General features: G+C 66.6%; 22 protein-coding genes. 11 read left to right on the top strand and 11 right to left on the bottom strand.

Annotated elements, in window-relative coordinates; all coding sequences use genetic code 11:
- Window positions 1-11 precede the first annotated feature (11 nt).
- Window positions 12-1,070, bottom strand: coding sequence for an acyltransferase family protein (locus tag CLD20_RS09795; RefSeq protein ID WP_224406448.1), 1,059 nt, complete (start codon window positions 1,068-1,070; stop codon window positions 12-14).
- Between the two features lie 154 nt (window positions 1,071-1,224).
- Entirely contained in the window at window positions 1,225-2,460 is a 1,236-nt protein-coding gene (locus tag CLD20_RS09790) for a penicillin-binding protein activator (protein WP_224406447.1), read from the bottom strand.
- Between the two features lie 96 nt (window positions 2,461-2,556).
- Between CLD20_RS09790 and rsmI the strand changes: the two genes are divergently transcribed.
- The 5 genes from rsmI to CLD20_RS09765 all read left to right on the top strand — a co-directional run bounded on the left by rsmI (window position 2,557) and on the right by CLD20_RS09765 (window position 7,701).
- Window positions 2,557-3,447: a 16S rRNA (cytidine(1402)-2'-O)-methyltransferase gene (gene rsmI / locus CLD20_RS09785; protein WP_224406446.1), complete on the top strand. Its 891-nt coding sequence runs from the start codon at window positions 2,557-2,559 to the stop codon at window positions 3,445-3,447.
- 17 nt (window positions 3,448-3,464) lie between these two features.
- Window positions 3,465-3,830 carry a YraN family protein gene (locus CLD20_RS09780; protein ID WP_224406445.1) on the top strand — a complete coding sequence of 122 codons (366 nt, stop codon included), beginning with the start codon at window positions 3,465-3,467 and terminating at the stop codon, window positions 3,828-3,830.
- 67 nt (window positions 3,831-3,897) lie between these two features.
- Complete coding sequence (gene gshB, locus CLD20_RS09775) at window positions 3,898-4,842, top strand: glutathione synthase (RefSeq protein WP_224406444.1); 945 nt, start codon at window positions 3,898-3,900, stop codon at window positions 4,840-4,842.
- Between the two features lie 104 nt (window positions 4,843-4,946).
- The gene (locus tag CLD20_RS09770) at window positions 4,947-6,479 is read left to right on the top strand and encodes a YifB family Mg chelatase-like AAA ATPase (RefSeq protein ID WP_224406443.1); all 1,533 of its coding nucleotides are present in this window, start codon (window positions 4,947-4,949) and stop codon (window positions 6,477-6,479) included.
- Between the two features lie 190 nt (window positions 6,480-6,669).
- The gene (locus CLD20_RS09765) at window positions 6,670-7,701 is read left to right on the top strand and encodes a GNAT family N-acetyltransferase (RefSeq protein WP_224406442.1); all 1,032 of its coding nucleotides are present in this window, start codon (window positions 6,670-6,672) and stop codon (window positions 7,699-7,701) included.
- Here the strand turns inward: CLD20_RS09765 and CLD20_RS09760 are convergent.
- From CLD20_RS09760 to CLD20_RS09750, 3 genes are read right to left on the bottom strand one after another with little or no spacing between them, the layout of a single operon-like run.
- Complete coding sequence (locus CLD20_RS09760; RefSeq protein ID WP_224406441.1) at window positions 7,641-8,228, bottom strand: Smr/MutS family protein; 588 nt, start codon at window positions 8,226-8,228, stop codon at window positions 7,641-7,643. The genes CLD20_RS09765 and CLD20_RS09760 overlap by 61 nt on opposite strands.
- 2 nt (window positions 8,229-8,230) lie before the next feature.
- Window positions 8,231-9,286, bottom strand: a complete 1,056-nt coding sequence (locus CLD20_RS09755; RefSeq protein ID WP_224406440.1) for a murein transglycosylase A — start codon at window positions 9,284-9,286, stop codon at window positions 8,231-8,233.
- Window positions 9,287-9,316: 30 nt separating this feature from the next.
- Window positions 9,317-10,036, bottom strand: coding sequence for a Tim44/TimA family putative adaptor protein (locus CLD20_RS09750; RefSeq protein ID WP_224406439.1), 720 nt, complete (start codon window positions 10,034-10,036; stop codon window positions 9,317-9,319).
- A 138-nt stretch (window positions 10,037-10,174) separates the two neighbouring features.
- On the opposite strand from CLD20_RS09750, the gene CLD20_RS09745 reads away from it, so the two are divergent.
- Window positions 10,175-10,618 (top strand): FxsA family protein, encoded by a 444-nt coding sequence (locus CLD20_RS09745; RefSeq protein ID WP_224406438.1) that lies wholly within the window; start codon window positions 10,175-10,177, stop codon window positions 10,616-10,618.
- Between the two features lie 87 nt (window positions 10,619-10,705).
- Window positions 10,706-11,212 carry a protein-export chaperone SecB gene (gene secB / locus CLD20_RS09740; RefSeq protein WP_224406437.1) on the top strand — a complete coding sequence of 169 codons (507 nt, stop codon included), beginning with the start codon at window positions 10,706-10,708 and terminating at the stop codon, window positions 11,210-11,212.
- A gap of 64 nt (window positions 11,213-11,276) precedes the next feature.
- Here secB and dnaQ read toward each other — a convergent pair whose 3' ends face one another.
- From dnaQ to CLD20_RS09715, 5 genes are all read right to left on the bottom strand, one after another.
- Complete coding sequence (gene dnaQ / locus CLD20_RS09735) at window positions 11,277-11,987, bottom strand: DNA polymerase III subunit epsilon (RefSeq protein WP_224406436.1); 711 nt, start codon at window positions 11,985-11,987, stop codon at window positions 11,277-11,279.
- Between the two features lie 119 nt (window positions 11,988-12,106).
- On the bottom strand, window positions 12,107-12,694 hold the full coding sequence (gene coaE, locus CLD20_RS09730; protein WP_224406435.1) for a dephospho-CoA kinase: 588 nt from the start codon (window positions 12,692-12,694) through the stop codon (window positions 12,107-12,109).
- Window positions 12,694-13,530: a shikimate dehydrogenase gene (locus CLD20_RS09725; RefSeq protein ID WP_224406434.1), complete on the bottom strand. Its 837-nt coding sequence runs from the start codon at window positions 13,528-13,530 to the stop codon at window positions 12,694-12,696. The genes coaE and CLD20_RS09725 overlap by 1 nt, the downstream gene beginning before the upstream one ends.
- 2 nt (window positions 13,531-13,532) lie before the next feature.
- Window positions 13,533-14,132: a Maf family protein gene (locus CLD20_RS09720; RefSeq protein ID WP_224406433.1), complete on the bottom strand. Its 600-nt coding sequence runs from the start codon at window positions 14,130-14,132 to the stop codon at window positions 13,533-13,535.
- Window positions 14,129-14,962: a pyruvate, water dikinase regulatory protein gene (locus CLD20_RS09715; protein WP_224406432.1), complete on the bottom strand. Its 834-nt coding sequence runs from the start codon at window positions 14,960-14,962 to the stop codon at window positions 14,129-14,131. The genes CLD20_RS09720 and CLD20_RS09715 overlap by 4 nt, the downstream gene beginning before the upstream one ends.
- 409 nt (window positions 14,963-15,371) lie before the next feature.
- Between CLD20_RS09715 and hemE the strand changes: the two genes are divergently transcribed.
- From hemE to rho, 3 genes are all read left to right on the top strand, one after another.
- Window positions 15,372-16,376, top strand: a complete 1,005-nt coding sequence (hemE, locus tag CLD20_RS09710) for a uroporphyrinogen decarboxylase (protein WP_224406431.1) — start codon at window positions 15,372-15,374, stop codon at window positions 16,374-16,376.
- 1 nt (window position 16,377) lies between these two features.
- Window positions 16,378-16,803, top strand: a complete 426-nt coding sequence (gene hemJ / locus CLD20_RS09705; protein ID WP_224406430.1) for a protoporphyrinogen oxidase HemJ — start codon at window positions 16,378-16,380, stop codon at window positions 16,801-16,803.
- 171 nt (window positions 16,804-16,974) lie between these two features.
- Window positions 16,975-18,240, top strand: coding sequence for a transcription termination factor Rho (gene rho / locus CLD20_RS09700; protein ID WP_224406429.1), 1,266 nt, complete (start codon window positions 16,975-16,977; stop codon window positions 18,238-18,240).
- Window positions 18,241-18,269: 29 nt separating this feature from the next.
- On the opposite strand, the gene CLD20_RS09695 is transcribed toward rho, so the two are convergent.
- A complete protein-coding gene (locus tag CLD20_RS09695) occupies window positions 18,270-20,300 on the bottom strand; it encodes a thioredoxin domain-containing protein (protein WP_224406428.1) in 2,031 nt (676 codons plus the stop codon).
- Between CLD20_RS09695 and mnmE the strand changes: the two genes are divergently transcribed.
- Window positions 20,299-21,347 (top strand): tRNA uridine-5-carboxymethylaminomethyl(34) synthesis GTPase MnmE (gene mnmE / locus CLD20_RS09690; RefSeq protein WP_224406427.1); only part of this gene is annotated, 1,049 nt, incomplete at its 3' end. The genes CLD20_RS09695 and mnmE overlap by 2 nt on opposite strands.

Below are 21,347 nucleotides of genomic sequence, written 5' to 3'. Positions count from 1 at the left end.
GAGCCAAAAGCCTAGTCGGCCGGGGCGATAGCCGCCTTCTGCGGGGCGGCGTGGCCGGGCCTGTCGATGCGCGCCCAGGCCGGCCGCTCGAAGAGGAAGGTGCACCAGCCGGTGCGCCGGGTGAACTCGAAAAGCAGCACAGGACCGATCAGGCCGAGACAGGTGACGATCAGCGACACGACGTCGACAGGAAGGCCGGAGCCCAGAAGCGCCTGGCGGGTGACGACCATGGGCAGGAAGAAGGAGAGATAGACGACGATCGAATGCGCGCCGAGATATTTGAGCGGGCGCGCCGCCAAGGTCCTGACCAGGAGCACGGCGAAGACGCAGACGGCGAGCGCGCCGGCAAAGCCGAGCGCCAGGGAAATGAACGGCCATGTGGAGACGCCGCCGAAGACGAGGGCGGCGTTCACGCAGCCCCAGATGGCGAGATAGGCGACGCCGAGCATCGCATGCCGGTCGATGCGCGCGGCAAAGCCGAGGATCGCATCGGCCAGAATGAAGCCGGTGTAGAAATAGACGAAGCGGGCGGCGAATTCGTCGATCAGCATCGAGCCCGTCTCGATATGCGCGACTTCCAGAGCCGCGCCGGCGAGCCAGACCAGCCAGAACGGCACGCGGCCGTGCACGAGGCGGGTGACGGCGAAGAAGATGGCGAGGTGATAGATGAACCAGAGCGTGCCGAAGGGATCGACGAAGCTCTTCAGGTAGAAGCCGAGCGCACCCGGCCAGCCGAGCTGGGCGGCGAATTCCGGCGCCTTGAAGACGAACTGGATCGTCAGCCACAGGACGTAGAAATAGGCGAAATGCACGATCTTGCGGTCGACATAGAGCCGGAGCGGCGCGGTGATGCGCGCCGCCAGGAACAGGCCGGCGATCATGAAGAAATCGGGCATGCGGAAGGGACGGGCGAACTCGACGAGGTCGCCCATGAAGCCGGCATGGCCCATCGCCTGCTCGACGCCGAGAACCGAATGCATCATCACGACCATGATGATGCAAAAGCCCTTGGCGACGTCGACCCAGGCGACGCGTCCTCTGCCTTTGTGCTGTGCTCTTGCCGCGTTCATCAAAAAGGGCGGTCCTTCGCCAGAATGCTCCGGTCGCGCCCCACTATCCCATAGCCAATATGGGGAAAGCATCGCCGCTCGTCGCGGCGAAATCTGGAAGACAGTTAAAATTAGAGTCGTATCCGCCCTAATCGGCAGCCGGATGGCCGGCGGCTCAGAAGCCGCCCTGGCCGCCCGAGAAGCTGCGCGGCGCGGCGTCGATCAGGCGCGCGCCCGAGCCCGTCACCTCATAGACGGCGAGCTGGCGCTGATTGGTGCCGTCGGAACGCAGACGGAAGACCCCATCGAGCCCGCTGAATCCGTTCGGATTGGTCAGCAGCATGGTGGAGAAGGCATCGCCCGGGTTCTGCCGCACCAATCCCGCCGCAAGCACGGTGGCATCATAGGCCAGCGTGGCGTTGCGGGGCGGCTCGCCGCCATAGGCGGTGCGATAGCGGCCGGCGAAGGCATCGAAAGACTGCCTCGTCGGCGCCGGATACCAGGCGCCGGCGAGCGGCGCGCTGTTCAGCACCGCCTGCGTATCCCACTGGCCGCTGCCGAGGATCTTCAGCTTGGCGCCGGCCGGGCCGAGGCCCTGCGAGACTGCGCCGGGGATGTTGCCCCCATCGGGAACCAGAAGGGCGTCGATCCGGTCGGCAATGCCGGCGATGGAGGCCGTCTTGGCGCGGATATCGGCGTCATTCAGCTCGTAGCGCTCGATGGCGACGACACGCCCGCCGGCACGCGCGACCGCCTCGCGGAAGGCCGCGTCCGCCACCGTGCCATAGGCGTTGTTCGGCAAGAGCGCGGCAAAGGAGCGGCGATTCTGGCTCGCCGCATAGGAGACGATGCGCTGGATGTCGGAATTGGGCAGGAAGGAAAGGAGATAGACGCCGGGACCGGCCACCGCGGTGTCGGAGGAAAAGGCGACGACAGGCACGCCGGCGCTGCGCGCGATCGGCGCGGCGGCGCCGACGGAGGCGGAGAAGAGCGGGCCGAGCATCATCCTGGAGCCCTCGGCGATCGCCTTGTTGGCGGCGAGCTGCGCGCCGGAGGGCGTGCCCCCGGTATCGTAGACGACGAGTTCGATACCGGCGTTGGGGAAGTCCCGCATCGCCATCTCGGCAGCGTTGCGGAAGGATTTTCCGACATTGCCGGCATTGCCGGTCGCCGTCAGCGGCAGGAGCATGGCGACGCGTGTCGCGCCAGTGCCGATCACCTCTCCGGAAGCGACGCGTGCCTGCTCGGCCGCGGGGGGCGCGGCCGAATAGCCGCCGCCACCGCCACCGAAGGTGTTGCAGGCCGAAAGGGCGAGCGGAAGCGCCAGGGCGGCCAAGCCGCCAAGCACGCTGCGCCGTGTCGGCGCGATCCTGCGATGCGCTGCCTCAGGCGCGCCTGCCTCTTCCATCATGTCCCGTCCCCCAGCGGCAGAGTTGCCAGCCAAGAATTTCATCCCTACGGAATGTCATAAGCGGCCAGGCACGCCGCCTCAAGAGCGAGCCGGCTCATGGAAGATTCCACAGACGCCATCTATGTCATTCGCGGCCGCGAAATGGCGGCGCCCGCGCTGCCGGCCGGGCTCTATGTGACGGCAACGCCGATCGGCAATCTCGGCGACATCACGTTGCGGGCCCTGGAGACGCTCGCCGCGGCAGACCTGATCGCGGCGGAAGATACCCGCGTTACCCGCAAGCTGCTCTCGCGGTACGGCATCTCCACGCGGCTTTCGGCCTATCACGAGCATTCCGGGCCAGAGGCGGAGGAACGCCTCCTCGCCGCGATGCGCGGGGGCGCTTCGGTGGCTCTCGTCTCCGACGCGGGAACGCCGCTCATCTCCGACCCCGGGGCGCGGCTGGTGGCGCGCGCCGCCGAGGCCGGCCTTGCCGTCCATCCGATCCCCGGCCCCTCGTCTCTGACCGCCGCCCTCAGTGCGGCCGGCGTCGGCGACGGGCCGTTCATCTTCGCCGGCTTTTTGCCGCCCAAGAGCAAGGCGCGCCGCGACCGGCTGCGCGACCTCGCCACCCTGCCCTTCACCCTGGTGTTCCTGGAAGCGCCGCATCGTTTGTCGAATTTCATCGGCGATGCCCTCGATATTCTGGGGGATCGGCCTTCTTGTTTGTGCCGTGAGCTCACAAAGCTGCATGAGGTGTTCCTGCGCGCACGGCTGAGCGAGATCGCCGCCGCGGCCGGCGAGCACCAGAAGGGCGAGATCGTCGTCGTCGTCAGCGCGCCGGAGGCGTCCGCGAAGGCCGAGCCGGACGAGGCGGAGATTTCGGGCATGCTCTCCGAGCGGCTGGCATGCATGGGCGTCAAGGATGCGGCGCGCGAGGTTTCGGAGGCGACCGGGCTTTCAAGACGCGAGCTCTACCAGCGCGCGCTCGCGCTTTCGAAGGGCTAGCTCATGGAACTCTGGCGATGACCGCGGCCCGGCGGCGCGCCTTCCGGCGCGGCTTTTCCGCCGAACGGCTCGCTGCGCTCTTCCTGATGACCAAGGGCTACCGCATCCTTGCCCGGCGCTACCGCACGCCCATCGGCGAGATCGACCTCATCGCCCGGCGCGGGAAGACCATCGCCTTCGTGGAAGTGAAGCGGCGGGCGCGCAAGGATGCCGGCGAATGGGCTGTGACGCCGCGGGCGGAACGGCGGATCGGCGCGGCCGCGAGCCTCTGGCTTTCGCGCCACCCGGCCGCGATGGGGATGACGCAGCGCTTCGACCTCGTCCTTGTCGCGCCCATGCGCCTTCCCCTGCACCTTGCCGACGCTTTTCGCCCGCCGGAGTGAGCCGCCGATTGCATCGCGCTCACGGCACGGCTAACCGAAGGCGGCAACAGCCGGAGAATTTTCTGAGATGGCGCTTTCCGTCGCAGTGCAGATGGATCCGATCAGCCGGATCGACATCAAGGGGGACACGACCTTCGCCCTGATGCTGGAAGGCCAGGCGCGCGGCCACGACCTCTTCTATTACGAGCCGAGGCAGCTCTCCATGGAAGGCGGCGAGGTGTTCGCGCGCATCCGCCCGGTGACCGTGAAGGACGAGGAAGGCGCCCATTTCAGCCTCGGCGATCAGAAGAAGCAGCTTCTTTCGGAGTTCGACGTCGTCCTGATGCGCCAGGACCCGCCCTTCGACATGGCCTATATCTCGGCGACGCATCTTCTGGAGCGCATCCATCCGCAAACGCTCGTCGTCAACGACCCGGCCCATGTGCGCAACGCGCCGGAAAAGCTCTTCGTCACCGAATTCGCCGACCTGATGCCGGACACGCTGATCTCCCGCGATATCGCCGCGATCCGCGATTTCCGCGAGAGGCATCGCGACATCATCCTGAAGCCGCTCTACGGCAATGGTGGCGCGGCGGTCTTCCGCATCGGCGAAGGCGACGAGAATCTCTCGGCGCTGATCGAACTCTTCGAGACGACCTTCCGGGAGCCTTTCGTCGTGCAGCGCTACCTGCCGCAGGTGCGCCAGGGCGACAAGCGCATCATCCTCGTCGACGGCGAGCCGGCCGGCGCCATCAACCGCATCCCGGCGATCGGCGATGCGCGCTCCAACATGCATGTCGGCGGCAAGGCGGTTGAATCGGAGCTGACGGCCCGCGACCTCGAGATTTGCGCGCGCATCGGCCCGGCGCTGAAGGAGCGCGGCTTCATCCTGGTCGGCATCGACGTGATCGGCGACGTGATGACGGAGATCAACGTCACCTCCCCGACGGGCATCCGCGAGCTGAAGCGCTTTTCCGATATCGATGCGGCCGCGATGGTGTGGGATGCGGTCGAGGCGCGACGGGCCGGCTAAGCGGCGGATCAGGTCGGGCGCGGGTCGCGCCTTTCTGTTCCTTTTTCGTTCTTGCCAACTTCCGAAGGTTGAGTCATCCTCTCAACCATAACGGGGGTGTGGCCATGGTTTCTCGCGTCACGACGGTGGCTTTTCGGGGGGTCGAAGCGATCCCTGTCGACGTGCAGGTGCTGATCGCGCCGGGTCGCACGCTGTTCAACATCGTCGGCCTGCCCGACAAGGCGGTGGCTGAAAGCCGCGAGCGCGTGCAGGCGGCGATCCACGCCTCCGGCCTCGCCCTGCCGGCCAAGCGCATTACCGTCAATCTCGCTCCCGCCGACCTGCCGAAGGAGGGCAGCCATTACGATCTGCCGATCGCGCTGGCGCTGATGGCGGCCATGGGAGCGGTACCGGCGGACGCGATCGCCGAGCATGTCGTCCTCGGCGAGCTCGGCCTCGACGGCCGGATCGAACAGGTGGCGGGAGTGCTGCCCGCCGCCATCGGCGCGAATGCCCTCGGCAAGGGGCTGATCTGCCCGGCCGCCTGCGGCGGCGAGGCTGCCTGGGCCGGCGAGGAGCTTTCCGTGCTCGCACCGGCAAGCCTCATCCAGCTTGCCAATCATATCAGCGGCACGCAGGTGCTCTCGCAGCCGAAGCCGGCGCTGCGCGCCGCGCCCGAGGCACTCGCCGACCTTGCGGAGATCCGCGGCCAGGAAAGCGCCAAGCGGGCGCTGGAGATCGCCGCAGCGGGCGGCCACAACATGCTGATGATCGGCCCGCCGGGGGCTGGAAAATCCATGCTGGCGAGCCGCCTTCCCTCCATCCTGCCACCGCTGGAGCCGCGCGAACTCCTGGAGGTCTCCATGATCGCCTCCATCGCCGGGCAGCTCGCGGGCGGGCGTCTCTCCGCCCAGCGGCCGTTCCGGGCGCCGCATCATTCGGCCTCGATGGCGGCGATGGTCGGGGGCGGCCTCAACGCAAGGCCGGGCGAGGTCTCGCTCGCCCATAACGGCGTCCTCTTTCTCGACGAGTTGCCCGAATTCACCCCGGCGGTGCTCGATTCCCTGCGCCAGCCGCTGGAAGGCGGGGAAAGCGTCATCGCCCGCGCCAATCACCGCGTCACATATCCTTCCGAGTTCCAGCTCGTTGCGGCGATGAATCCCTGCCGCTGCGGCATGGCGGGCGAACCCGGCCATACCTGCCGCCGCGGGGCGCGCTGCGCCGCCGACTACCAGGGGCGCATCTCAGGCCCGCTTCTCGACCGGATCGACATCCGCATGGAAGTTCCGGCCGTCTCCGCGGTCGATCTCATCGCGCCGGGACATGGCGAGCCGAGCCGCATTGTCGCCGAACGCGTCGCCGGAGCCCGCACCCTGCAGCGGGAGCGCTATGCAAAGCGCGGTCTCGCTGGCATCCGGGTGAATGCGCGCGCCGGCAGCCGGCTCATCGAGGAAGTCGCCCAGCCCGACGAGGCCGGAACCCGCCTCATTCGCGACGCCGCCGAGGCGATGGGGCTTTCGGCAAGGGGCTATCACCGGGTGCTGAAGGTGGCGCGCACGCTCGCCGACCTCGACCAGGAAGAAAAGGTGCGCCGGCTGCATGTGGCAGAAGCGCTCAGCTACCGGCAAAGCGGCGCGCTGCTGGCGGCCGCGGCATGAGGGCCTGGCGCACCTGTTGCGCTTTCGTGGCCTGGAACGGCGCACGCCGTGCGGCTTTTCGCAAGACGCTGTAATCGCACGTCATTTTCCGGACCGCGCAGGCGGTGGAGAATCGTGCTGCGGCACCATGTTTTCGTCGCTCGATCATGCTTACGACTGGTCCAACGCCGAGCGATCCGCTAAAGGGGGAATGACTGAGATCGAGATTCCCCGGGGCAGGGAGGCCATGCAGGGACGTCAAAATCTCTCGCCGAAACGGCTGGTGCGACGCTTCGCACCCGGTTTCGGGCGGGGCAGAGGCACCGATTTCGTTCGTCCATTCGCAAAGCCCGGACGCGCCCCCTGGCGGGCGGCACGACATCTGGGCTCGCTCGGGCGGCTAGGCGACCTCGAAGCGCGGCTGGCGCGCTCTCCTGCGGAGATCCGGCGCTCGCAGGCGCTGCGCTATCACGTCTTCTACGAGGAGATGTCGGCCGTCGGGGACGCGGAAACGCATCTGCGCCGGCGCGACGCAGACGCCTACGACCTTATCTGCGACCATCTTCTGGTGCTCGACCACGCTGTGCCACGGCGCCCGTTCCTGCGTTCCAAGCCGGAGATCGTGGGCACCTACCGGCTGCTGCGGCAGGAGATCGCCGAGCTCAACGGGGGCTTTTATTCGGCCGGCGAATACGACATCGCCCCGCTGGTCTCGCGCTATGCGCATCTCAATTTCCTGGAGCTCGGGCGGTCCTGCGTGCTCAAGCCCTATCGGGACAAGCGCACGGTGGAACTCCTTTGGCACGGCGTCTGGAGCTACATTCTGCTGCACCAGGTGGACGTTATGTTCGGTTGCGCGAGCTTCGCCGGCACCGACCCGGAAAAGCTCGCCCTGCCGCTGAGCTTCCTGCACCACCATGCGCGCGCACCGGAGGAATGGAACGTCAGCGCCCTGCCGGAGCGCTATGTGGACATGAACCGCATGGCGAAGGAGGAGATCGACCCGAGGGCTGCGCTTCGCGAACTGCCCCCGCTCATCAAGGGCTATCTGAGGCTCGGTGCCTATATCGGGGACGGGGCGGTGGTCGACTACCAGTTCGGCACCACCGACATCATGATCATCCTGCCGGTGAGCGCGCTCAACCCGCGCTATGTCAATCATTTCGGCAACGATGCCGAGCGCTACGGGGCATCCCAGCCAATGGCACGGCGCCGCTTTCCGCTCCGGCGCAATCTCACGTAAAGCGCTCCCTCGCCGCCATGGCGGCGAACGGCTTCCTCGTAGGCGACGACGCGTTCGGCAAAAGCCGGCTCGCGCAGCCAGCGCGGCACCATTTCCCTGAGGACGCCCCGCCCGTCCGCCCCGCCCTTGCCGGTGATGACGAGCACCAGCGTGACGCCGCGATCCTGGCAATCGCGCAGGAAGGCGAGGAGCCGGTCATGGGCGCGCGCCTGCGTCAGGCCATGCAGGTCGATGCGCGCGCCGGGCTCCACGGTTCCCCGGCCGAGCCTTCGTCTTTCGCGCGGCTCCAGCCGCGAGGCCGCGCTCGGCGGCGCTTTCGGATCGGGCGTCCTCGGCGCTTGCGGAGCGCCCGAGCCAGCAGCGGCGGCCTTTGCAGGGGACCTGCTTGCAGAGGCCTCGTTCCCGGCGGGATCCGGCCCGGGCTTTTCCGGCTCTGGCGGAAGCGTGCGCCCCTTCAGCGGGCGGACGGTCCTCTGGATCTTTTCCCAGAGGGCCCGGTCCTGCGGGCTGATGCCGCGCCGCGCCATCGCTAGTGCCGCGCCCGCGGCAGGAGGACGGTCATGCGGCCGCTCTCGCAGATCCGGCCCGCGGCAATGCCTGCCTGCTCGCCGCTGCCGACGAAGATATCGGCGCGGCCCTGCCCCTTGATTGCCGAGCCGACATCCTGAGCCACCATCAGGCGGCGAAGCGGGCGAGAACCGAGGCCCGGCAGGGCCGGTGCCTCGAGCCAGACCGGCAGGTCGAGGCCGACATGGCCGGTATCAACCGCGATCGAGCGGCCCGGCGTCAAGGGCACGCCCGCAGCGCCGATCGGCCCGGCGGAAGGGTCGAGATCGGTGAGGATGCGGAAGAAAATGAAGGACCGGTTCTCGCACATCAGGGCGGCGCCGCGCGCGCGGTCGGCCTTCAGAAAGGCTTCGAGCGCCGCCTTGTCGGCCCTGCCGGGGGCAAGGTGGCCGCGCTCCAGCGCGAGGCGGCCTATCGAGGTGTAGGGATGGCCGGACTTTCCCGCGTAGGCGAGGCGGATCTCACGGCCGTCTTCCAGCCGCAGACGAGCCGAACCCTGGACATGGATGAAGAAGGCATCGACCGGATCGGCGAGCCAGGCGAGCTCCAGCCCCATGCCGGCAAGCGCGCCCGCCTCGATCGCCGGCCGGTCCGGCGCGCAGATATCCGCCTGGGGGTTTTCGTCGGCGGAAGCGCCCGCAGGAGGAGCGTAGAGCGGCACGGAAAATTCGGCCGAGGGCTCCAGCCGGGCTTCCACGACCGGCTCGTAATAGCCGGTGAGAAGCCCGGGGGCGGCGAAACGGTGCGGGATGAAATGCTCTTCGAAGAAGGCCTGAACGCGCTTCGGGGACGGCTCGCTCAGCGCCAGCGCCGCCCGGGCTATGCCGGCAAGGCCTTCCGCGCGGCTTCCCCGGCCGGGCGCTTCACCGGAGAGGAGCCGGGCCGCCGAGAGGCGGAAAGCCGCAAACGCCGCGGCATGGTCGTCCGCCGCCCAGCCTTCAATGTCCGCGAAAGCGATTCTTGACGGGGGCGCCGGCGCGCCGGCGTCTTCCTGAGGAGCGGGTGTGGCCGCGTTCATCGCGGAGGCGGCGCCCGAAGGCCTGCCGGATCAGCTCGTCTCGGTTGCGACGAGCTCCCAGTTCGGATCGCGGCTTGCGACGCTGCGCGCGAAGGTCCAGATCTCGTCCGGCTTCTGCACGGTCGTCGGATCGCCCTCGATGACGCGTCCCTCTCCGTCATAGGTGACGGAGACGAGCTCGGAGCGGAAGCGCACCGACACGCGGGCGACCTTGTCCTCGAGCGACGCCTTGGCGAGCTTGACGCTCTCAAAGCCGACGAAGCTCGTTTCCATGCGCTCGCCGCGTTCCTCGCGCTCGGTCATCGCCGTGGAGAAACTCTCGAACACATCGGCGGAAAGCAGGGAGCGCAGAGTGCCCCGGTCACCCGCGGCAAAGGCCTGCACAATCATCTCGTAGGCGGCCTTGGCGCCATTCACGAAGCCGTCGGGCTCGAAGGCAGGATCGGCGCGGCTAATCGCCACAAGCCCGTCATAAAGCGGCGTATCGGGCTTGGCATGACGCTTCAGGGCGCTCCAATCGGGAGCCGCCGGCTCGAGCGCCACGTCGCGCCCGGAAACGTTGTCGGGGCGCGGGAGGGTGATGACGTTTTCCGAAGTCGTCTGGGTGGCCATGCGCGGCGGCTTGCGGCCATTCTCGTAGGGCGAGGGCTCATTGCCCGTCCGCCGGCCGAGCACGCTGCCGAGGCGCATGAAGATCACCACCGCGATCACCAGGAAGATCAAGGAATATATGTCGAAGAAGCCGCTCATTGCCTGCCTTTGCACGCCCTCATGGGGTGCCCGCTTATCCAAGGGCAATGTAAGCACGATCGCCCGCGAGTCCAGCAGCGTGCCAGCAAGTCTTTAAAAAACCGGGCAAGCCCCCATATCGCTCCCACAGGAACCCCGATGCCGATTTTTCTCCTCCTTCTCGCCATCCCGCTCGTGGAAGTGGCCGTCTTCGTCCTTGTGGGCCAGTATATCGGCCTCGCGGCGACGCTCCTGCTCGTCCTGCTGACGGCCGTCATCGGGACGGTGCTTCTGCGCCATCAGGGCCTTCGGACAATCATGCGGATCCGCACCGACCTGGAGCAGAACCGCATGCCGGGGCGTTCCATGGCCGACGGGGCGATGATCGCGGCAGCCGGACTTCTCTTGCTCACGCCGGGCTTCGTTACCGACACGATCGGCTTCCTCCTCTTCGTGCCTTCGGTGCGCCAGGCGATCTTTTCCTTTGCCGTGGCGCGTCTCAACCTCCAGGTCGTCTCTGCCCGCCAGCACTACCGCACCGGCCCGGACGGCGAAGTCATCGACCTTGAGGAAGAAGAGTTCGAGGTGCGGCCTCCGCGCTGAACCCGGCGGGTGGGCGGCGCGGTTGTCGCGCCCGGCGGCCCGTGCTAGTCGGCGCCGACCCTTAGCGAAACTTCCGGAAAGACGAGCATGGCCAATCAAGCCAGCAATGGCGGCGAACCCGCCGCAGGAGAGCAGCCGGCAGAGGCGGGCGCAGGCCCCGGCATCCATGTCCTCGGCCAGTACATCAAGGACCTTTCCTTCGAAAACCCCGGTGCACCGAACTCGCTGCGCCCTTCCGGCGCCAATCCGTCGCTCGACGTCAATGTGAACGTCAATGCCCGGCCGATGGGGGAGACCCAGTTCGAAGTGGAGCTGAAGCTCGACGCCACCGCCAAGCGGGGCGAGGACACCCTCTTCGTGACGGAAGTGACCTATGGCGGTCTCTTCCAGATCAAGAACGTGCCGCAGGAGCATATTCATCCGGTCGTGCTGATCGAGTGCCCGCGCCTCTTGTTCCCCTTCGCGCGCCAGATCCTGGCGGATGCGACGCGCCAGGGCGGCTTCCCGCCGCTGATGATCGACCCCGTCGATTTCGCCGCGCTCTATCGCCAGCGCGCCCAGCAGGCCCAGCCGGAAGCGCCGACCACGGCCTGAGGCCGGCCGGCTTTTCGGAGCCTTCTTAAGAGAAGCAGCGAGGGCGCGTTTCGCGCCCTTTTTTCTATTCTGCCGCCGTTTCGACCGGCCAGAATTTCGCCCAGAGCGAATCGGCACCCATCTCGGCCGCCACGAAGGCACGATGGGCGGCACGCGCTTCGGGCGAAAGACGCGGGGCGAGCGGCTCAGGCCGCGCTCCGACCTTGCGGATCGTCAGCCCGCCCCCGCTTTCCTCGCCGAGGCTGCCGAGCGCCAGAAGCGCCTGGCGGCCGCCCTGCAGCTCCACATAGACCTCGGCCAGAATCTCCGCATCGAGCAGCGCGCCGTGCTTGGTGCGGGCCGAATTGTCGATGCCGTAGCGCGCGCAGAGCGCGTCGAGGCTGTTCTGACCGCCCGGATGGCGCCGGCGCGCCAGCACCAGCGTGTCGACGAAACGATCGTCCGCGATCACCGGCTTTCCCGCGAGGCGCAGCTCCATATTGATGAAGCCACGGTCGAAGCTCGCATTGTGGGCGACGAGCGGCGCGTCGCCGACGAATTCCAGGAATTCGGCGACGCAATCGTTGAAGCAGGGCTTGTCCGCGAGAAAAGCTTCGGTGAGGCCGTGGACCGCGACCGCGTCGGGGCTGATGGAACGCTTCGGGTTGATGTATGCGTGATAGGCGCGGCCGGTGGGGATGCGGTTGATGATCTCCACGCAGCCGATCTCGATCAGCCGGTCGCCCCGAAGGGCATCGAGGCCCGTGGTTTCCGTATCGAAGACGATCTCGCGCATGTTCAGATCATCCGGCTCGCGGTGGTGCGGGGCAAGGGCGCGCGGCGCGGCAGCTACCTTTATCCCCTTGCCAGTCGACTGCCTGATTCGCCCAAGCCGCGCAAAGCCGGCGGCAGCGTTCAGCCCATCGTCGCAACGGTCTTGAGGATCGCGCCCACATCACGCTCGGCGGCTTCCAGGCCATGCCCGGTATCGATGACGAAATGCGCGCCGAGACGCTTTTGCGCATCCGGAATCTGGCGCGCCAGGAGCTTCGCGAAAAGCTCCTCCGTCATGCCGCGGCGGGCGAGCACGCGCTGGCGCTGAATCTCGGGCGTCGTGGAGACGACGATGACGACATCCATCCATTTCTGAGCGCCGGTCTCGAAGAGGAGCGGTATGTCGAGGAGGATCGCGCGGGCGTTCTTCTGCGCCGCCGCTTCGGCAAAGCGCACCGTCTCGGCGCGAACCAGGGGATGGACGATCGCTTCCAGCCGCTTCAGCCGGGTGAAATCGCCGGCGAGAGCGGCCCCGAGCTTGCGCCGGTCGACCTCCCCATCTTCCGTCACGCCCGGAAAGGCCGCCTCGATCGGCTCCACCGCGGCGCCACGATAAAGACGATGGACGGTGCGGTCAGAATCGTGGACCGGCAGGCCGCGGGCACGGAACATCGCCGCCGTCGTCGATTTGCCCATGGCCATGGAACCGGTGAGGCCAAGCACGATCATCAGGCCGCCCTCGCAAGGTCGGCCAGGATATGCCTGCGAAGCTCTTCATCCACCTGCGGGCGCACGCCGAACCAGCGCTCAAAGCCGGGAACGGCCTGATGCAGGAGCATGCCGAGCCCGTCGACGGTCGCAAGGCCCGCGGCCTCCGCGCCTGCCAGGAAGGGCGTCTTCAGGGGGACGTAGACCAGATCGGTGGCAAGGGCGTCCGGCTTTGCCGTGTCCCAGGGCAGATCGAGACCCGGCGCGCCGTGGAGCCCTGCCGAGGTGGCGTTGACGACCAGATCAGCTCGCGACAGGGCCGCAGCGAGTCCTTGCAGCGAACCCGGTGTGACGCGGCCATCACCGAAGAAGGCCGCGAGTTCGTGGGCCCGCGCCTCGGTACGGTTGAGGAGGTCGATGCGGGGGACGCCGCGCGACAGAAGCGCGTCGAGCACGGCACGGGTCGCGCCGCCCGCGCCGAGGATGAGGGCGCATTCCGTCCGCTCCGCCCAGCCTGGCGCCCTCTGGTCGAGGGAGGCGAGGAAACCGATCCCGTCCGTATTGTCGGCGACCAGCTGCGCCTGATCCAGCCAGAGCGTGTTGGCGGCGCCGAGGCGCTCGGCCGCCGGGGTTTTGTGCGCTGCAACATGAGCCGCGATCTCTTTGTGAGGCAAGGTAACATTCGCGCCGACGAAGCCGCTCGCCTCAAAGTTGCGATAGAAGGCGTCGGCCGTTTCCGGTGCGACAAGATAGGCGACATAGTCGCCCTCGATCCCGTGGCGGGCGAGCCAGAAACGGTGGATCGCCGGGGACCGCGAATGGGCGACCGGCCAGCCGGTGACACAGGCGGTGCGCATGTTCAGAACGTGCCGATGCCGCGGCCGCGCAGGAAGGAAAGGAGCGGCAGCATCGGCATCCCGAGGATGGTGAAATAGTCGCCCTCGATACGCTCCATCAGGCGAATGCCCGGCCCTTCGAGGTGATAGAGGCCGACGGAGGAGAGAATCTGTTCGCCGACGAAGGCGAAGTAGCGACCGACTTCTTCCGGCGCCAGGTGACGGAGCGTGATCGCGGCGCTCTCCTGCGTCTCGTAGATGATCTGGCCGTTTTCGGCACAGGCGATCGCGGCGTGAAGGAAATGCGTCTTGCCGGAAAGACGGAGAAGCTGCCGGCGCGCTTCTGCCATATCCGCCGCCTTGCGGAAGAGCTGGCCTTCGCATTCGAGCGTCTGGTCGGCCGCGATGACGAGGGCGCCCGGGTGACGCTCGCTGACGGAGAGCGCCTTGACGAGGGCCAGAGCGGCGGCGATGTCCGCGGGCTCGGCGTTGCTCTCTTCGAGCGGCGCAGAAGCGGCCTCCTCGTCAAGCTCGGCAGGGACGACGTCGAACTTGAGGCCGGTGGCGCCAAGGAGGGCGCGACGGGCGGGACTTCCGGAGGCTAAAATGATCTGCTGGTTCATGCCGCTGGCCCTAGCTGACGCTCCGCCAACAAGGCAAGCACGGCCGCGGCGGTTTCTTCAATGGAGCGGCGCGAGACGTCGATGATCGGCCAGCCATGCTTGGCGCACAGCCGGCGACATTCCAGCACCTCCTGGGAGACTTCCTGGCGATCGAGATAGGCCGAATGGCGGTCCTCGCCATTATGGCTGAGGACGCGGTGCTGGCGGATCTGCACGATGCGGTCGGGGCTCGCCACGAGACCCACGACAAGACAGCGCTTGGCGCGAGCAAGCTGCGGCGGGATCGCGATGCCGCGCACGATCGGCAGGTTCGCGGTCTTGATGCCCCGATTGGCGAGATAGATGGAGGTCGGCGTCTTGGAGGTTCGCGAGACGCCGAGGAGCATGACATCGGCGTCGTCGATATTGGCGGGCACGGCTCCGTCGTCGTGCATCATCGAGAAATTCAGCGCTTCGATGCGCTGGAAATAGCTGGCGTCGAGCGCGTGCTGGGCGCCGACGCGCCCCGTCGAGCGGGCGCCAAGATAAATCTCAAAGGCCTTGAGGACGGGTTCGAGCACCGAAACGGCCGGGACCGCGAGTTCCGAGCAACGGGCTTCCAGGAGCTCGGCGAGCTTGTTGTCCACAAGCGTGTAGAGAACGATCCCCGGCGCGTTCTCGATTTCGACCATGATCCTGTCGATCTGCTTGGCGCTGCGCACGAGCGAATGAATGTGCTCGACCGCCCGGATTCCGGCGTATTGCGCGGCCGCGGCGCGGCCGACATTGATCAGCGTCTCGCCGGTGGCGTCGGAAATGAGATGAAGATGGAAGAAGCGGGTCTGGGCCAAGGTGGGGACAGCCGTGAACAAGATGGGCGATTCAGGCGCCCTTGCAGCCGGGCACCGACTTCATCCCGGAAGGCCCGCGCGCCGTCCACAATCTGGGCCGGGGCGGTGCGCTTGGCAACAGGCTGTGGGCAAGAGTCGAATGCAGCAGGTTTTCAACAGGCGGTAAGGACGAGCGAGTGGCGAAAGCGACTCTCCGCAAGAGCCCATTTTCACGGCCTCTGCAGGGGAGCCTGGCGGGGCCTTTCCACGCTCTTGTTCATCGGCTGGAAAATACCGCCGGCCGCTATGCCGCGCCTTGATGCGTTGTGGGCGAGATTGAATCCGGCTAATCCACCGGCCAATAACAACAATAAGATTCCTAATCGTTAATTTTGGATTAAGAGCGCCCGTGGCTTCCCCAAGATCCCTCATGAGAGTCCTGGAAGGCGAAAGCCTTTCGGTCCCGCCGCTTTGGATGATGCGCCAGGCAGGGCGATATCTTCCCGAGTACCGAAAAACGCGCGCGCAGGCGAACGGGTTCCTGGACCTGTGCTACACGCCCGATCTCGCGGTCGAAGTGACTCTGCAGCCAATCCGGCGTTTCGGGTTCGATGCGGCGATCCTGTTTTCCGACATTCTGGTGGTGCCGGACGCGCTCGGTCAGGATGTGCGCTTCGAGGAAGGGCACGGGCCGCGGCTGGAGCCGATCGATCCGGCGCGTATCGGCGAGTTCGCCGGCAAGGATGTCGTTGGCGCGCTTGCGCCGGTCATCGAGACGGTCGGACGCCTGCGGGAGGAGCTTCCTTCCGAGACAACGCTGCTTGGCTTCTGCGGGGCGCCCTGGACGGTGGCGACCTATATGGTGGCGGGGACGGGTACCAGCGATCAGGGACCGGCCAGGCGGCTCTCCCTGGGCGATCCAGAGGCCTTCGGGCAGCTGATGGACATCCTGGTGGAGGCATCGACCGCCTATCTGGTGGCGCAGCTGGAAGCGGGTGCGGATGCCGTGCAGATCTTCGATACCTGGGCGGGCGTCCTGGACGAGGAAGGCTTCAGGCGCTGGGGGATCGAACCGGTGCGGCGGATCATCGAAGGTGTGCGAGCAAAAGTGCCAGGCGCCAAGGTGATCGCCTTTCCGAAAGGCGGAGGCGCGCGGCTTGCGGCCTATAGCGAGGGAACCGGCGCGGATGCGATCGGCCTCGACTGGGCGGTACCGCTCGCCGCGGCACGCGAATCGGTGGGCGGCAAGGCGCTGCAGGGCAATCTCGATCCGATGCGGCTCATCGTCGGGGGCAAGGCGCTCGACGAGGGTGTCGATTCGATCCTGGAGGCGATGGAAGGCTACCCGCATATCTTCAATCTCGGCCACGGCATCACGCCGGATACGCCGGTGGAGCATGTGGAGGCCTTCGTGAAACGCGTGCGGGGCCTTTGAGATGGCGTATGAATGGGTCAAGGCCCTTCATGTCATCTCGATCATCGCCTGGATGGCGGGGCTTCTCTACCTGCCGCGGCTGATGGTCTACCACACCAAGGTGCCGGTGGGTTCGGAGCAGTCGGAGCTCTTCAAGGTGATGGAGCGGCGGCTGATGAAGGCCATCATGACGCCGGCGATGATCGCCAGCTGGGCCTTCGGATTGTGGGCTTCCGTGATCACCTATGCCTGGGACCAGCCCTGGTTTCACGCCAAGCTCGGCCTCGTTGTGCTTCTGACGATCTCGCATTTCTTCATGATGAGCTGGGTAAAGGCCTTCAAGGAAGACCGGAATACCCGGCCGGAGAAGTTCTTCCGGGCCGTCAACGAGGTCCCTACCCTTTTGATGATCGGGATCGTCATTCTGGTTATCGTCCGGCCGTTCTGAGCGGGCGTCGATATTTGAGCTTGTGATTTCGCTGAAGGCGCGTTAAGCGAAAGAGACTGGCGTTATCGGCCATCTGTGGCGAGGCCGGCCCCCTTCTCGTTTCCGCGCTGTGGCGGCGCCTCCCAAAACTCCTTGCCCAATTCGACCGTGTCTCCCACGGGACTCAAGCTCATGGCAGAAATCAAACTACAAGACCTCAAGGCGAAGTCGCCGACCGATCTTCTGCTCGTTGCAGAAGAATACGATGTGGAAAACGCCAGCATGCTGCGCAAGCAGGAGCTGATGTTCGCCATTCTGAAGAAGGTTGCCGAACGCGATATCAATATTATCGGCCAGGGTGTCATCGAAGTATTGCAGGACGGCTTCGGCTTTCTGCGGTCTCCCGATGCCAACTACCTTCCCGGGCCCGACGATATCTACGTCTCCCCCTCGCAGATCCGGCGCTTTTCGCTTCGAACCGGCGATACGGTCGAAGGCGAGATCCGTAGCCCGAAAGAAGGCGAGCGTTACTTCGCTCTTCTTAAGGTCAACACGATCAACTTCGAGGAGCCGGAGAAGGCCAAGCACAAGGTCCACTTCGACAATCTGACGCCGCTCTATCCTGACGAGCGGTTCAAGATGGAGGTCGAAGACCCGACGGTGAAGGACATGTCGGCGCGGGTCATCGACCTCGTCGCACCGCTCGGCAAGGGCCAGCGTGGCCTGATCGTCGCGCCGCCGAGAACCGGCAAGACCGTGCTCCTGCAGAATATCGCGGGCTCGATCACGACCAACCATCCCGAATGCTACGTCATCGTTCTGTTGATCGACGAGCGCCCCGAAGAAGTTACCGACATGCAGCGCACCGTGCGCGGCGAGGTGATCTCTTCGACGTTCGACGAACCGGCTGCGCGCCACGTCCAGGTCGCGGAGATGGTGATCGAGAAGGCGAAGCGGCTCGTGGAGCACGGGCGTGACGTCGTCATCCTGCTCGATTCGATCACCCGCCTCGGCCGCGCCTACAACACGGTGGTACCCTCCTCCGGCAAGGTGCTGACGGGTGGTGTGGACGCCAATGCGCTGCAGCGGCCGAAGCGCTTCTTCGGCGCCGCGCGCAATATCGAGGAAGGCGGGTCGCTGACCATCATCGCGACGGCGCTGATCGATACCGGCTCGCGCATGGACGAGGTGATCTTCGAGGAGTTCAAGGGCACGGGCAATTCGGAGATCGTGCTCGACCGCAAGGTCGCCGACAAGCGCGTCTTCCCGTCGATGGACATCCTGAAGTCCGGCACCCGCAAGGAAGAGCTGCTGGTGCCGCGCGCGGACCTGCAGAAGATCTTCGTGCTGCGGCGGATCCTCTCCTCCATGGGTGTGGTGGATGCGATCGAGTTCCTGATCGACAAGCTGCGGCACACCAAGTCGAACGACGAGTTCTTCGATTCCATGAATACCTAAGGGGCGCTTCCCGCGCCCCCTTTCGGGGTTCAGCCCTCGCGTGCGACACCTCTGCGTGTCGCCGCGAGCAGCGCCCTCGCCTCGCCGGAGCCGCTGACGTCCGGGTGACATCTTTCCTGATCGCAAAGACGAAGCGCGCCTGGGGCGAGCCCCTCGGCCGCGACATCGCACAGGAGTGCGGGGTCGGCTTCCGCGTGCACGAGCGCCTGAAGTTCCGGTGCTGCGTCCGGGGCGAGCGAGACGTGCCTGGCGCGCAGCTGGGTGTCCGCCGCAGCCTGATGGCTGGCCGTGCCGATGATGTTGCGGATGATCGCGGAGCGGAAGTTCTCGATGATCGCGCGGGCGCGGGCCGCGTAGCGCGGCTCGCCTGTGACGAGGGAGAGTCGGATCGCCGCCTCCGCAGCGACACCGCTCGCATTCGGCATCGCCTCATCAGAGTCACTATAGGGCCTTGTTATAAGTGTTTCCGCTGTCTTTGCGGACAAGTGATAGGCGTTAGAGTCTGAGTCGAGGTAGTCGGTCTCGAGTCGGGTGAAATAGTCGCTCGCGGCGGCGAGGTAGCCCGGAGAGCCAGTCGCAGCGTAGAGATCGAGGGCGGAGCGCATCATCTGGGCGTAGTCGGTGGCAAGCGGCGAGGCGGTAACGCGTCCATCCGCCCAGGCGTGGCAAAGACTTCCGTCCGGGCCGTCCGCGACGCTGCCCAGGAAGGCGAAGGCGCGCTCTGCCGCTGCCAGGAGGTCGGGGCGGGAGAGGAGCTGTGCCGCCTGGACGAGGCCGGAGATGGCGACGGCGTTCCAGTCCGTGAGGATCTTGTAGTCGCGTCCGGGCTGCGGGCGCTTGTCCCGGTGCTGGCGCAGGCGCTCGCGGATGGCTCTCAGGCCGGCTTCGCGGTCATCGCCCAGCCAGGCGGCGGAATGCGGGGCTAGCCGGTTGAGAATGGTTTTTCCTTCCCAGTTTCCGGCGTGACTGACGTCGTAAATTTCGGCGAAGGCGTCGAAGTCGGCGCCGAGCAGGTCCTGAAGCTCCTCTGCGGTCCAGACATAGGTCGCCCCCTCCTCTCCTTCGGTGTCGGCATCGAGGCTCGCGGCGAAGGCGCCTTCCGGCAGGAGCATTTCCCGCAGGAGCCAGTCGCAGGTTTCGGAGACGCGCTGGCGAAAGATCGGGGAGCCGGTGCGCTCGGCCGCGAGGCAGAGCAGGGAGAGAAGCTGGCCGTTGTCGGAGAGCATCTTCTCGAAGTGAGGCACGAGCCAGGCATCGTCGACGGTATAGCGGGCGAAGCCGCCACCGAGATGGTCGTAGATGCCGCCCTGGGACATGGTTTGCAGGGTGACCAGAACGGCGTCGCGATACGAATCGGTTCCGGTCCGGATGGAGGCGCGCCAGAGAAGATCGAGTACGGGTGCTTGCGGGAATTTCGGCGCGCCGTTGATACCTCCCGCCTGATGATCCCAGATGGTGAGGAGCTGCGCGGCCGCGGCGTCGAGTACGGGCGCGTCGGCCGGCAGCGGGTCGTGCTGCGGCCGGTGGCGCAGGCGCTGGAGGATGGCGGCGGTGTTGGTCTCGATGGTGTCGCGCTTCTTGTCCCACGCCTCGGTGATCGCTCCGAGGACCTGGCGGAAGCTGGGACGACCATAGCGGGGCTCCGGCGGGAAATACGTGCCGCCCCAGAAGGGCTCGCCCGCCGGCGTCAGGAACATCGTCAGGGGCCAGCCACCGGGCTCGCCAAGCGCGGCGAGGGCGCGCATATAGATCTGGTCGATGTCGGGTCGCTCCTCGCGGTCGACCTTGATGTTGACGAAGCCCTCGTTGAGAACGGCGGCCGTGGCCGGATCGGAGAAACTCTCATGCGCCATGACATGACACCAATGGCAGGCCGAATAGCCGATCGAGAGATGGATCGGCACGTCGCGGTGGCGTGCCTCGGCGAGCGCGGTCTCGTCCCATGGCTGCCAGGCGACGGGGTTGTTGGCATGCTGGCGGAGATACGGGCTGGCGGTTTCGGCGAGGCGGTTGCGGGTCATCGGGCTCGGCAGGGTTTCTGGTCGGACTGAGGCGAACATGGACACTATCTTTGCCTTGTCGAGTGGGGCGTTGCCGGCAGGGGTCGCGGTCGTGCGGTTCTCCGGGGCGGGGAGCCGCCAAGCGCTGGAAGCGCTTGCGGGATCTCTACCGGAGCCACGGCGCGCGAGCCTTCGGACGCTGCGTGATTCGGATGGGGAGGCGATCGACCAGGCTTTGATCGTGTGGATGCCGGGGCCGTCGAGCTTCACCGGCGAAGACTGCGCCGAGATCCACTGCCATGGGAGCCGTGCCGTGATCGCCCGGCTGGTCGAATCGGTTGCGGAACGTGACGGCCTGCGGGGTGCCGAGCCGGGCGAGTTTGCGAGAAGGGCGTTCCTCAACGGGCGGATCGACCTCACCGAGGCGGAGGGCCTCGGCGATCTGATTGGCGCGGAAACGGAGGCACAGCGGCGCCAGGCCCTCGCGCAAGCCGGGGGCGCGATGGCCGGCCAGCTCGCCAGCTGGCGGGAAAGGCTGGTCGGGCTGCTAGGCGAGGCGGAAGCCGGCCTTGATTTCGCCGACGAGGCGGATGTTGCGGAAGGGCTTTCGGCAACGTTCTGGAAGGACCTCCAATCGCTTGCAGACGAGATTGGCGAGGTGCTGGCGGGCGCGACTTTTGCCGAGCGGGTCCGTGAGGGTTTTCGGATCGTGATTGCGGGGCCACCGAATGCCGGCAAGTCGACGCTCTTGAATGCCTTTGCCCGGCGGGATGTTGCGATCGTCAGCCCGGAGGCGGGGACGACACGGGATCTGGTTTCGGTAGAGCTTTCGCTGGGTGGCTATCCGGTGACGCTTGTGGATACGGCCGGGCTGCGGGAGACGCCGAGCGAGGCGGAGAGTCTTGGCGTCGCCCGTGCGAGGAAGGCGGCCGAGGCGGCCGATCTTGTGCTGAGGCTCTCGGAGGGCCGCCCGCACTTTGGTGAAGGTTCGGAAAGCGACTGGATGGTCGAGACCAAGGCTGATGTGGCGGGGGGGCCGTGTGGAGAGCTGGGCGCTCGGCGCTTTCGGATCTCTGCGGTGACGGGGGTGGGCCTTGCGGAACTTGA

This window comes from Afifella sp. IM 167, from assembly GCF_020144925.1.
Lineage (GTDB): Bacteria > Pseudomonadota > Alphaproteobacteria > Rhizobiales > Afifellaceae > Afifella.
This window is presented reverse-complemented; position numbering and strand designations above follow the sequence as displayed.